This is a genomic window from Cupriavidus sp. R6-3 (assembly GCF_059772245.1).
On record NZ_JCBAJO010000035.1, the window covers coordinates 19,903 to 31,751 of the forward strand.

The 11,849-nt window shown below is 66.9% G+C and carries 10 protein-coding genes and 1 pseudogene; 8 read left to right on the plus strand and 3 right to left on the minus strand.

The window, feature by feature from the left end:
- Positions 1-33: 33 nt before the first annotated feature.
- On the plus strand, positions 34-1,494 hold the full coding sequence (locus AC6EI8_RS09120; RefSeq protein WP_498381789.1) for an FAD-binding oxidoreductase: 1,461 nt from the start codon (positions 34-36) through the stop codon (positions 1,492-1,494).
- Between the two features lie 127 nt (positions 1,495-1,621).
- Here the strand turns inward: AC6EI8_RS09120 and AC6EI8_RS09125 are convergent, their stop codons facing one another.
- The 3 genes from AC6EI8_RS09125 to AC6EI8_RS09135 all read right to left on the minus strand — a co-directional run bounded on the left by AC6EI8_RS09125 (position 1,622) and on the right by AC6EI8_RS09135 (position 5,546).
- Positions 1,622-3,106 carry an MDR family MFS transporter gene (locus AC6EI8_RS09125; RefSeq protein WP_150082194.1) on the minus strand — a complete coding sequence of 495 codons (1,485 nt, stop codon included), beginning with the start codon at positions 3,104-3,106 and terminating at the stop codon, positions 1,622-1,624.
- A 231-nt stretch (positions 3,107-3,337) separates the two neighbouring features.
- On the minus strand, positions 3,338-3,622 hold the full coding sequence (locus AC6EI8_RS09130; protein WP_226109328.1) for a helix-turn-helix transcriptional regulator: 285 nt from the start codon (positions 3,620-3,622) through the stop codon (positions 3,338-3,340).
- A 106-nt stretch (positions 3,623-3,728) separates the two neighbouring features.
- A complete protein-coding gene (locus AC6EI8_RS09135; RefSeq protein ID WP_498381790.1) occupies positions 3,729-5,546 on the minus strand; it encodes a methyl-accepting chemotaxis protein in 1,818 nt (605 codons plus the stop codon).
- 969 nt (positions 5,547-6,515) lie between these two features.
- Between AC6EI8_RS09135 and AC6EI8_RS09140 the strand changes: the two genes are divergently transcribed.
- From AC6EI8_RS09140 to AC6EI8_RS09170, 7 genes and pseudogenes are all read left to right on the plus strand, one after another.
- Positions 6,516-6,845, plus strand: coding sequence for an RNA chaperone Hfq (locus AC6EI8_RS09140; protein WP_498381791.1), 330 nt, complete (start codon positions 6,516-6,518; stop codon positions 6,843-6,845).
- A 189-nt stretch (positions 6,846-7,034) separates the two neighbouring features.
- Positions 7,035-8,228 (plus strand): FliC/FljB family flagellin, encoded by a 1,194-nt coding sequence (locus tag AC6EI8_RS09145; RefSeq protein WP_265634793.1) that lies wholly within the window; start codon positions 7,035-7,037, stop codon positions 8,226-8,228.
- 130 nt (positions 8,229-8,358) lie between these two features.
- Positions 8,359-8,739 carry a flagellar protein FlaG gene (locus AC6EI8_RS09150; RefSeq protein WP_498381792.1) on the plus strand — a complete coding sequence of 127 codons (381 nt, stop codon included), beginning with the start codon at positions 8,359-8,361 and terminating at the stop codon, positions 8,737-8,739.
- 45 nt (positions 8,740-8,784) lie between these two features.
- Positions 8,785-10,233, plus strand: coding sequence for a flagellar filament capping protein FliD (fliD, locus tag AC6EI8_RS09155; protein ID WP_149319508.1), 1,449 nt, complete (start codon positions 8,785-8,787; stop codon positions 10,231-10,233).
- A gap of 21 nt (positions 10,234-10,254) precedes the next feature.
- On the plus strand, positions 10,255-10,713 hold the full coding sequence (gene fliS / locus AC6EI8_RS09160; RefSeq protein ID WP_149319507.1) for a flagellar export chaperone FliS: 459 nt from the start codon (positions 10,255-10,257) through the stop codon (positions 10,711-10,713).
- A gap of 2 nt (positions 10,714-10,715) precedes the next feature.
- Positions 10,716-11,048 carry a flagellar protein FliT gene (locus AC6EI8_RS09165; RefSeq protein WP_187829270.1) on the plus strand — a complete coding sequence of 111 codons (333 nt, stop codon included), beginning with the start codon at positions 10,716-10,718 and terminating at the stop codon, positions 11,046-11,048.
- A gap of 69 nt (positions 11,049-11,117) precedes the next feature.
- A pseudogene (locus tag AC6EI8_RS09170) lies at positions 11,118-11,849 on the plus strand (hypothetical protein); the annotation flags it as partial.

The window sequence follows — 11,849 nt, forward strand, 5'->3', positions numbered from 1 at the left end:
CCCTGTCCATCCGACCCCGCTACCAGACCGTTCATGACCACTTCGATCACTCAAACCCGACCCGCCGCGGCAAGCAGCCGTGACGCCCTGCTGTCCGAACTGGCCGCCGTGCTCGACCCCGCCGGGCTGCAGACCGGCGACGCCATCGAGACGCGCTTTCGCAAGGACTGGTACGCCCCGCTCGATCCGGTGCCGCCGATCGCGGTGGCGCGGCCGCGCAATACCGCCGAGGTCTCCGCGGTACTGGCGATCTGCCATCGCCATCGGCAAGCGGTGGTGCCGCAGGGCGGATTGACCGGACTGGCCGGCGCCGCGACGCCCGCCGGCGGCGAACTGGTGCTGTCGCTGGAACGGATGCGCGGCGTCGAGGAAATCGACGATCAGGCCGGCACGATGACCGTAATGGCCGGCACCACGCTGCAGGCCGCGCAGGAGGCCGCGCGCGCCGCGGACTGGCTGCTGCCGGTGGACCTTGGCGCGCGCGGCAGCTGCCAGATCGGCGGCAACATCGCCACCAATGCCGGCGGCAATCGCGTGATCCGCTACGGCATGATGCGCGACCAGGTGCTGGGACTCGAAGCGGTGCTGGCCGACGGCACCGTGCTGACGTCGCTGAACAAGATGCTGAAGAACAATGCGGGTTACGACCTGCGCCAGCTGTTCATCGGCAGCGAAGGCACGCTCGGCGTGATCACGCGTGCGGTGCTGAAGCTGGCACCGCTGCCGGCCAGCACGCAGACCGCGCTGTGCGCGCTGTCCCGCTACGAGGACGTGGTGCAGCTGCTGCGCCATGCGCAGCGCAAGCTGGCCGGCAGGCTGTCCGCGTTCGAGGTGATGTGGGCCGACTTCTACGAGCTGGTGACCACGCGCGTGTCGGGCGTACGTGCGCCGCTGCCTCCGGGCCATCCCTTCTACGTGCTGCTCGACCTGCAGGGCGACGACACCGGCCAGGACGCGCCCGCCTTCGAGTCGATGCTGGAAACCGCGATGGATGCGGGCCTGATCCAGGACGCGGCGGTCGCGACCAGCGACAAGGAGGCGCAGAGCTTCTGGCAGTTGCGCGACGCCGTGGCCGAGTTTCCGGTGATGTGGGCGCCCAACGCCGCCTTCGACGTCAGCCTGCCGATCGGCCGGATCGGCGAGTTCGCGCAAGCCCTGCGCGCCGCCGTGCTGGACCGGTGGTCGACCGCCGAGCTGGTGAACTTCGGGCACGTCGGCGACAGCAATCTGCATGTCAGCGTCTATCTGCCCGGGGTCGCGCTGCCGGACTTTCCGGAGCACGCGATCAGCGAAGTGGTCTATCGCGTGGTGCAGGAGTTCGGCGGCAGCATTTCCGCCGAGCACGGGATCGGCACGCACAAGAAGCCGTTCCTGGGATGCTCGCGCACGCCCGAGGAACTGGCCGTGATGCGCCTGCTGAAGCGGACGCTCGATCCGAACCATATCCTCTGCCCGGGCCGGGTCGTCGATCTGGAGGTCGTCGATCTGGACTGACCCAGCGGGATCGGGTGGGATGGGACGCGGATTGAGTGCAATTGAGCGCGAGTGAGCGGGATTGAGCGAGATGGGCCATCGGGGTGTGCCGCCTCGAATGACGCGGCGCGCCCCGATGATTCGGCCGCTATTCGACGCTCGCCGCCGCCTTGACCGGACTGCCGCGCAGCGTCGCCTCGCGCAGCCGCACGACCAGCAGCGGCGCGAGCAGCGATACCGCGGCGCTGGCGAGGAACAGCGCGCGGAAGGCGCGCTCGGCGGTCTGCCGCACGACGGCGGCCTCGGCGCCATCGCCCAGCGACAGCACCTCGCGGAACAGATGCATCAGCACGTCCTCGCCGCCGGGCAGCGGGCTGACCGCCATGCCGCTGTGGCGCAGCAGCGCGATCAGCACGGTGGTCAGCACCGCGACGCCGACCGCGCCACCGAGCATCCGCGAGAACGCCGTCAGCGCGGTGGCGACGCCGACCTGCTGCGGCGGCACCGCGTTCTGCGTCGCCACCAGCGCGCTCGGTAGTTGCAGGCCGATCGCCAGGCCCAGCGCCACCATCACGATCGCGGTCAGCACCACCGCACCCGGATCGACGAAGGCCAGCGCCGCGATCACCAGCGGTGCCGCGGCCGACCCGATCAGCTGCAAGGGCTTGTAGCGGCCGCTCCAGGTCATCAGCCGACCGGCGATGAAGGCGCCGAACGGAATCGCCAGCGTCAACGGCACCAGCCGCAGCGCCGCGCTGTCGGCTTGCGCGCCGCCGACCACCTGGAAGCGCAGCGGCAGCAGCACCGACATCGCGATCAACTGGAAGAAGCACAGGAACAGCGTGATGCAGCAGATCGCCACCGTCGGGACGCGCAGCATCGCCAAGGGAATCACCGGATCGGCCGCGCGGCGCTCCTGCCAGACGAACAGCAGCAGCGCCGCCAGGCCGCCGCCGAGCAGGCTCAGCGAATCGGCGCGCCAGACGTCGTGCCCCTGGCCCAGGCGCGTCAGGAACACCAGCACGCCGGTCAGTCCACCGCCGAACAGCAGCGCGCCGAGATAGTCGATCCGATGCTTGCGGCCGCCGCCGGCCGGCAGATGGCGCAGCGCGCGGCGCACCGTGACCAGCGCCAGCAGGGCCAGCGGCAGGTTGATCCAGAAGATCCAGCGCCACGACAGATAGTGGGCGAGGTAGCCGCCGATCACCGGGCCCGCCATGCTGGCGACCGCCCACACGCCGCTGACATAGCCTTGATAGCGGCCGCGCTCGCGCAGCGGCACCACGTCGGCAATGGCGGCCTGCGATACCGAGATCAGCCCGCCGCCGCCGAGCCCCTGCAGGATGCGCGCGACGATCAGCTGCGGCATGGTCTGCGCGAGCGCACAGGCGATCGAGGCCACCAGGAACAGCACGATCGCGAACGACAGCACCGAGCGCCGGCCGAGCACGTCGGACAGCTTGCCGTAGATCGGCGTGGCGACCGTCGACGCAATCAGGTAGGCCGACACGACCCAGGCCATCACGTCGAACCCGTTCAGGCGCAGGGCGATCTCGGGCAGCACCACGGCGACGATCGACTGCTCGAGCGCCCCGAGCAGGATCGCCAGCATCAGGCCGAAGATGACCTGCATCACCGGGACCGGTGGAGACCCGGTCGGCTCGCCGGGGTGAAGAGGCCTTGGCGGGAGGGATGACGCCGCAGGCGACGTCGGAGAATCTGCGGAGGCCGCAATGGAGGCAGCCGCGCCGACAAGGCGCAGGCCAGAACGAGCGGGAGCGATCATCGGGCGGGCAAGGAGAAACAACATAGCCGGTGCACGACCCCACTGGTCGGACCGGCTTTTCTAATGAAGGACAGGAGGTCATTGTAGGCGCTTGCTTAAAAGTGTGCGTTTCTGCACGCTTTCGCTACCCTCTGAACTCCGCAAGGGCCCGATGGCCCTCGGATGAATCTCCGCAACCTGTAGCGTTAGCCCCAGGATATCGCCCAACCGACCAAGCATATCGAGCGTGAAGTTGATACGGCCATGCTCGATGCCGCTCACGGTCTGTCGAGAGATGTCGGCCATCCTGGCCAGCATCTGCTGCGTCAAGCCAAGCGCCATTCGTTGCTGGCGAATGGCATTGCCTATTAAAGCGCGATTCATTTCTGGCCTCCTTTGCTTGTCGATTGTGCGCGACAAACGGAGGATCGCAGTGGTCCTGGGAGCTATGAGCTATGCCATCGGCCTGCTTTCGCCTGGCGAGATATGTTCAGAAACTCTGCCAGTCGTCGGCCCCAGCACCGGAAGCTTCCGTCGCCAAGGCGGACGGCCGTAGCGCCGCGGGTCGGGCCTTCGCAGGCGTTGCGGCGGCACTGCCGGCTCTGGATTCGCGGTGGCGCCTGTCGGCAGCGGGCTCGCTCCGCGCCGCGGTCGACATGACCCCTTGCGCCGACGACTTCCCCAACGGCGCCGCCATGGCGAGCGCCCGTTCCCGGACCGGTTCCGCGGCACGCGGCAATGCAGCGGGCGACGCCTCGACGCGGAACTTGGCCGCGTCCTGCACCAGCCCGGCGACCTGCTGTTGCAGGCTCTCGGCGGCGGCCGCCGCCTGTTCGACCAGCGCGGCGTTCTGCTGCGTCACGCTTTCCATCTGCGCGATCGCGCGGTTGACCTGTTCGATGCCGGTCGACTGCTCGGCGCTGGCGGCCGAGATCTCGCCCATGATGTCGGTCACGCGGCGAACGGCTTCCACGATGCCGTCCATGGTGCCGCCAGCCTGCTCGACCTGGCGGGCACCGACTTCGACCTGCTCCACCGATCGGTTGATCAGCTCGCCGATCTCCTTGGCCGCCGCGGCGCTGCGCTGCGCGAGGCTGCGCACTTCAGCCGCGACCACGCTGAAGCCGCGCCCCTGTTCGCCGGCGCGCGCGGCTTCGACCGCGGCGTTCAGCGCCAGGATATTGGTCTGGAAGGCAATGCCCTCGATCACGCCGATGATCTCGGCCACCTTGGCCGACGACTGCGAGATGCCCTGCATCGTCTCGACCACGCTGCGCACGGTACGTCCGCCCTCGGCGGCCACGGCCGAGGCGTTCATGGCGAGCTGGTTGGCCTGGCGGGCGTTGTCGGCGTTCTGGCGCACGGTCGAGGTCAGCTGCTCCATCGAGGCCGCGGTCTGCTCCAGCGAGGCCGCCTGCTCCTCGGTACGTTGCGACAGGTCGGTGTTGCCCTTGGCGATCTCCCGCGTGGCGCCGTCGATCGCGCCCGAGGCGCCCTGGATGCCGCGCACCAGCACGGACAGCTCCGCGAAGGCGCGCTGCATTGCCTTCAGCATCCGGCCCATCTCGTCGTTGCCCTTGGCGCGGATGGCGAAGGCCAGGTCGCCCTGCGCAAGCGCCTCGGCGGCAGCCAGCGCCTGCCGCGCCGGTCCGGCGATCGAGCGCGTGATCGCCACGGCCAGGCCGACGGCCAGCAGCGCGGACACCGCGCCGAGCGCGAGCAGCAGATTGCGCGTGAACAGATAGTCGGCCTGGGCCTGCTCCACCGCCTCGATGGCCATCTTGCGACCCGAGGCGATCAGCGTGTCCAGGCGTTCAAAGTACGCCGCCTGCGCCGCGGGCAGCGTGACGATCAAACCGGCGCGCGCGGCGACGAACTCGCCAGCCTGCAACTGCGTCAGCAATTGGTCCAGCTGGGCGTTATAGGCGGCGCGATGCTTGCCCAGTTCATCGAAGGTTTGCTTCAGGCCGGCGTTATCGGTGGCGGCGATCAGCTTGGAGAGCTCGTCGAGCGTGGCGCTCATCTGCTTGCGGCGCTCGTTGACGCGGCCGACGTTCTGCTGGACCACGGCCGGATCCTCGGTCAGCACCGCGTCGCGCACCATGATGCCGATGGCCTGCGCGCCCTCCTTGACGCCGTCCAGTTCCATCACCTTCAGCAGACGCTGCTCGACGGTCGTCCGCATCGACGCGTTCATGTCGCCAAGCGCGATCAGTCCGAAACCGGCCACCACGGCCAGCAGCGCCACCATCGCGGCAAAGGCCCCCGCCAGCCGCGCGCCAATGCCGAAATGCTTCCATCTTCCCATACCGCCCCCTTTTTCTCTCGTAGTCGACGCCTCGCGCGCATGCGCGACGGTGCATCGCTAACGGCAGAAGGGGGCGCTTTCTTGATGGGCAAACCGATACGGCGGGATCAAGCCGGATAGGGCCCGGCCTCGGGCGTCAGGCGGAGATGTCAGGAAAACGAGCGGTGGGCACGGATGCCATGCCCAAATGAAAAACAAGGGGCAAAAACCCCGTCAGCTCCACCGATCGCTCGAGACGGGACAGGTGTCCAATTGACGTCGAGCATCCGGTATTCCGCCTGAGGCGGCGAAGACGTCCGGCATTGCACAGGACGCGGGCAAAAAAAGAAGCCCACGCGCGGGGTGCTCGTAGGCTTTCCAGGACTGCTAGAGCCGATTGGCTCGTGGCCGACTATAGCGGTGCTTAGATGAGGTGTAAATACAGTTTCCATCAGGGTAAATGCCGATAGTGACGCTTACTTTGTTTTACAAATAAAACAAGGAAGCAACGTCAGCCGCGCATGCCAAAAAGTGGCGAGGTGAGTACCTACTCGGATGGAAGGCGGCCCGGAGCGCCGCACGACGCTCCGGACACGCTTCAAAAGGCACTTTACGCGGAGAACCGCTTCGTATATCGGCAGATGTATTCAAGTACTTAATTAGAGGTTTACCTCTAGACCTCAGAACAGGCCCCTTCGCTCCCCGAGTTGTAAAAATTTGTTACTCTCCGGGCCGAAGTATTCCCCTTCTCTTCTGGCAGCACCGCCAGTCCGACCGTCGAGGCAGAACATCCACGAACAACAAGCCCCACGGCCGCAAGGACACGCGATGGCTTCCCCCGCGCCGGTACCGAGAGCGAATGTTTCATCCCTCGCCACGATCAGGCTCTCGCCAATACGGATACCGTCACGCCGCATCCGCGCCGGCTCGCGCCCGATCCCCGTACCGTTGTCTGCCGACAGAACCCAATCGGGCTCGACCGGAGAAGTCGTGAAGTTTCAGGAAATCAGAAGTATTCGCCCGGGCCGTCAGCTGCAGGACCGACAACTGGCTTTCCACCGCGCCAGCCGGCATCCGGTGGTGCTCCACCTGACCAGCGGCGTGCGCCTGCATGGGGTCGTGGTGGGCGCCGACACCTATATGGTGTTGCTCGCCACCGCCCCGGGCGACCCGGCGCCCCAGATCGTCTACAAGCACGCGATCGCGGCGATCACCCCGGCCAACCTCGACGGGCAGCCGATCGAACTGCCCCGGGACGAAGTGCCGCCCGAGTTCGTCGGCCTCTTCACCCCCCGCACGCGGTCCCGGCGACGCGCCTGAGCCTGGTTCAGAGCCGCCCGCAGCCTTGCAATGACAGCATTCCGCGCCGACGCCTGAAGATCACTCTAAACCTTTCGGCAGCCCGGTCGATAACCTTGGCAACGGAGGCACTTCACGCCCTGCAGTGCAGGCAGCCAACGTTACGGCACCCGCCGGAATGCGTAAAACATTGCAAATAGGAGTCGTACCATGGCGCAAGTCATTAATACCAACTCGTTGTCTCTGATGACTCAGAACAACCTGAACACGTCGCAATCGGCGCTGAACACCGCGATCCAGCGCCTGTCCTCGGGCCTGCGTATCAACAGCGCCAAGGACGACGCGGCTGGTCAGGCGATTGCCAACCGCTTCACCGCCAACATCAAGGGCCTGACCCAGGCTCAGCGCAACGCCAACGACGGCATCTCGCTGGCGCAGACGACCGAAGGCGCGCTGACGGAAGTCAACAACAACCTGCAGCGTATCCGTGAACTGTCGGTGCAAGCCGCGACCGGCTCGAACTCGGCTTCGGACCTGCAATCGATCCAGGACGAAATCAAGCAGCGTCTGGAAGAAATCAACCGTGTCTCGGAACAGACCCAGTTCAACGGCGTCAAGGTTCTGGCCAAGGACACCAAGATGAACATCCAGGTCGGCGCGAACGACGGCGAAATCATCGCCATCGACCTGAAGGAAATCACCGCCAAGACCCTGGGTCTGGACGGCTTCAACGTGTCGGGCCCGAAGGGCACGCCGGCCGCTCTGGTCGCCGCTGATTACCAGGCTGCTTACGGTGTCACCACCAACGTGAGCGCCACCGCCGTGTCGGAAGCCAACGCCGGTGACCTGTCGTCGCGTCTGGGCATCGCCGCCGGTAGCGTGGCACTGGCCGCCACCGCCGAGAAGGACGACAACGGCAACTGGTACGCCACCGTGACGATCACGGCCGCCGACGCGACCGAAGTCAGCACGCTGAAGGCCAAGGGCTTCGAAGTCGAAGCGGGTGTTGCGAAGGAGTTCTACATCGCTCTGGATCCGCAATCGGCCGACGTGACGACCACCGCCGGTACCGCCGCCTTCGCGATCGACACCGCCAACATCCAACTGTCCAGCATCACCACGGGCGCGAGCTCGAACCCGCTGGCCAAGCTTGACGCAGCGCTGGCTGACGTCGACACCCTGCGCAGCTCGCTGGGTGCGGTGCAAAACCGTTTCGACTCGGTGATCTCGAACCTGGGCACCACGGTGACCAACCTGTCGGCTTCGCGTTCGCGCATCCAGGACGCTGACTACGCAACGGAAGTGTCGAACATGACCCGCGCGCAGATCCTGCAGCAAGCTGGTACCTCGGTGCTGGCCCAAGCCAACCAGACCACGCAAAACGTGCTGTCGCTGCTGCGTTAATTCGCAACGGCGCGGAAGGCCGGGCCGCAAGGCCCGGCCTTCCGCTGGGAATGCTTTGCAGGCAGTTCGCTGCCTGCAAAGCGTTTCTTCGGAAGCGCCCAGATCGAACCGAACCGAAGCGGAATCGACCATGGCACCTCCCTCCGTCTCGCCCGTCGCCACGCCCTCCGGCGTGGCCCTGCCAGCCGTGCCGCAGAGCACGGCGGCTGCATTGCCGACGGTCGCCGGCGGCGCGGCCCCGGCCATCGCGCCGATCTCGCCGGCCGTTCAAGGCGAGGCCGGGGAGGCAGCGGTCGACATCCGCCGCGCGATCGGCGAGCTGACCGAGGTGCTGCGCACCACGTCGATCGGCCTGCGCTTCGAGATCGACGAAGTGACCAACCGCGTCGTGACCCAGGTCATCGACAAGGAAACCGGCGAACTGATCCGTCAGATGCCGACCGAGGAAGTGCTGCGGTTCGCCCGCGCGCTGGACAGGCTGCAGGGCGTGTTCGTCCGCCAGGCGGCATGACGCCCCGCCCATCGTAGACAAGCTGAACAACAAAGGCAGAAGACCATGGCTACCATCTCCAACATCGGTATCGGCTCGGGACTGGAACTGGGCTCGCTGCTCGAGAAGCTCGAGACCGCGGAAAAGGCGCCGCTGAAGCTGCTCGAGACCCAGGCCTCGAGCTATCAAGCCAAGCTTTCCGCCTACGGCACGCTCAGCAGCGTGCTGTCGGCCTACCAGAGCGCCGCGAAGAAGCTCGCCGATGCGGCGACCTTTGGCGCCGCCAAGGCGGTGGCCGGTTCCGGCGACATCATGACGGCCGCGGCGGGCTCCAACGCCGTGCCGGGCACCTACTCGGTCAACGTCACCAGCCTCGCGCAGGCGCAATCGCTGGTCGGCACCAATGTCGCCAGCCAGACCACCGCGATCGGCACCGGCAAGATCACCTTCGAATTCGGCGAACGCCAGGGCTACAACGAAGGTACCGGCGGCTATACCGATCCGCTGGGCTTCACCGCCGACGCCGCGCGCACCAAGACCGTCGAGATCAAGCCGGGCCAGAACACGCTGCAAGGGATTCGCGACGCGATCAACCAGGCCAACGTCGGCGTGACCGCCAGCATCGTCAACGACGGCAGCGGCACGCCCTATCGGCTGGTGCTGACCTCGAACACCACCGGCGAAAAGTCCAGCATGCGGATTACCGCGGACAGCCCCGAGCTGAGCAACCTGGTCGGCTTCGATCCGACCCAGGCGGTGCAGCCGAGCGGCATGCAGGAAACGGTACGGGCCACCAACGCCAAGCTGAAGATCAACGGCATCGACGTCGTCAGCCAGAGCAATACCGTCACCGATGCGGCCCAGGGCGTCACGCTGACGCTGAACAAGACCGGCACCACCAGCCTGACCGTGACGCGCGACACCGACGCGATCAAGGCCGCGATCCAGGGTTTCGTCACCGCGTACAACAACATCCAGAGCACCGCCAAGTCGCTGACCTCGTTCGACACGACCACCGGCAGCAGCGCCGCGCTGAACGGCGACAGCACGCTGCGCTCGATCCAGACCAGCCTGCGCAGCATGCTGAACGTGCCGCAGCCGGACGGCAACGGCGGCACCATTACGCTGTCGGAGATCGGCGTCTCGTTCACCAAGGATGGCACGCTGCAGGTCGACGACAAGAAGCTGACCAAGGCAATCAGCGAGAATCTGGGCGGCGTGACCTCGATGTTCTCGCACACCACCGGCGCCGGCGGCTACGGCAAGCAGATCACCGACGCGATCGACGACCTGAATGAAACCAACGGTGCGATCAAGGTCGCCACCGATGGCCTGACCGAAACGCTGAAGGACCTGGAAGACCGCTACACGCAGGTCGAGGACCGCGTCAACGCGACCATCGAGCGCTACCGCTCGCAGTTCACGCAGCTCGATCTGCTGGTCAGCAAGCTGAACCAGACCAGCAGCTATCTGACGCAGCAATTCGCAGCGCTCGCCAACCAGACCAAGAAGTAACCAACGGCAAGGATCGCCATCATGTACGCGCGCCAAGCAATCAACGCTTATGCCCGGGTCGGCGTGCAGACCGGGGCCATGAGCGCCAGCCCGCACAAGCTGATCGCCATGCTGTACGACGGCGCGCGCTCGGCCATCGCACGGGCCAAGTTCCATCTCGATGCGGGCGACGTGCAGGGGCGCGGCCAGGCCATCTCGAAGGCGATCGACATCGTCGACAACGGCCTGCGCGCGGTGCTGGACCACAGCACCGGCGGAGAGATCGCCGCCAATCTCGAGGCGCTGTACGACTACATGACCCGCCGCCTGCTGCTGGCCAATGTGCGCAGCGATGTCACGCTGCTCAACGAGGTCGATGCGCTGCTGGAAAACCTGGCGACGGCATGGGCCCAGATCGGCGAACCGGAAGCGGGCGACAGCGCTGCGCAAGCGGCGGTCCCCGGACAGTCCGAAGTCCTCGTCGAAGCGCAGGAGAACTGATCATGCACAACGTCTCTCCTACCGTGCTGAACTACGAGGAACTGCTGGTGCTGTCCGAGCAGATGCTCGAAGCCGCCGAGGCGGAAAACTGGACCGCGTTCAACGACGTGCAGAAGGTCTACCTGGCCGTCGTGGACCGCCTGCGTGAGCTCGAGCACAACGTTCCGGTCTCGGCCGAAGAACGGATGCGCCGCCACGCGCTGCTCGACCGGATCCTGGCGTACGACGCCCGCATCCGCGACCTGATGCTGCCGCACCTGGCCCGTCTGGGCCAGCTGCTGGGCGACTCGCGCCGCCGCCAGAATCTTTCGCACGCCTACGGCAGCCCTGCCTGACTCCATGCCGGGTCCCGCTGGCCGTCGCCGGCAAGCCGGTGACCCAGCGGACCATCCGGAACCCTCCCCATGACCGCGATCCATCTGCCGCCCGGTTCGCCGTCAGGGCAAAGCCTCGATGCCAACACGCTGCGCGCGCAGGTGTCGGCCAACAAGCTGGCCGCGCTGATTCCAACCGCCAGTCCCGGCGGCGCCACGGTGCGGCAATCCGACGGCACGTCCACCGGGGCCGTCGAACTGCCGGTACGCGCCGGCGCACCGGGCCAGCCTCCGGCCACCACGCCGACAGGCTCCACCCGCGAAACCCTGAGCTTCGCCGCCCGTACCATCCTTACCTTGCTGGCGCAGGGCTCCGCCGCGCCGCTGCGCAGCGCCGGACCGCTGCTGGCCGTGCCGCCCACGCGCCTGCCCGAGGGAACCACGCAGGTTCGGCAGGCGCTGATGCATCTGGTGCAGGACAGCGGCCTGTTCTATGAATCGCATCTGGCGCAATGGATCGCCGGCGAACGTGGATTGGCCAGTCTGGCGCGCGAGCCGCAGGCGGGAATCGGCCGACATCCTTATCCCGGGGCTGGCGCCGGCGGGGCACTGCAGAGTGGGGCCGCGTCTACTCCAGGGTCCGCGACGGGGCCCTACGGACAGCAGCCCGGTGCGCCGATGCAACCTGCGGGCACGGCTCCTCTGCCGAACCTGCTTCCCGCCTCGCCCACCGACGCCCAGGCCCTGAGCAGCGCGATCCAGGCGCTGGCTGCCGCCGAACCCTCGCAGGCCGTGCTCGACGCCGCGTTGAATGCCGCCCGC

Coding starts and splice junctions, on each gene's coding strand:
- fliS (WP_149319507.1), top strand. CDS start 10,255: ATGTACGCGCGCCAAGCAATCAACGCTTATGCCCGGGTCGGCGTGCAG.
- fliD (WP_149319508.1), top strand. CDS start 8,785: ATGGCTACCATCTCCAACATCGGTATCGGCTCGGGACTGGAACTGGGC.
- AC6EI8_RS09135 (WP_498381790.1), bottom strand. CDS start 5,546: ATGGGAAGATGGAAGCATTTCGGCATTGGCGCGCGGCTGGCGGGGGCC.
- AC6EI8_RS09120 (WP_498381789.1), top strand. CDS start 34: ATGACCACTTCGATCACTCAAACCCGACCCGCCGCGGCAAGCAGCCGT.
- AC6EI8_RS09165 (WP_187829270.1), top strand. CDS start 10,716: ATGCACAACGTCTCTCCTACCGTGCTGAACTACGAGGAACTGCTGGTG.
- AC6EI8_RS09145 (WP_265634793.1), top strand. CDS start 7,035: ATGGCGCAAGTCATTAATACCAACTCGTTGTCTCTGATGACTCAGAAC.
- AC6EI8_RS09150 (WP_498381792.1), top strand. CDS start 8,359: ATGGCACCTCCCTCCGTCTCGCCCGTCGCCACGCCCTCCGGCGTGGCC.
- AC6EI8_RS09125 (WP_150082194.1), bottom strand. CDS start 3,106: ATGCAGGTCATCTTCGGCCTGATGCTGGCGATCCTGCTCGGGGCGCTC.
- AC6EI8_RS09130 (WP_226109328.1), bottom strand. CDS start 3,622: ATGAATCGCGCTTTAATAGGCAATGCCATTCGCCAGCAACGAATGGCG.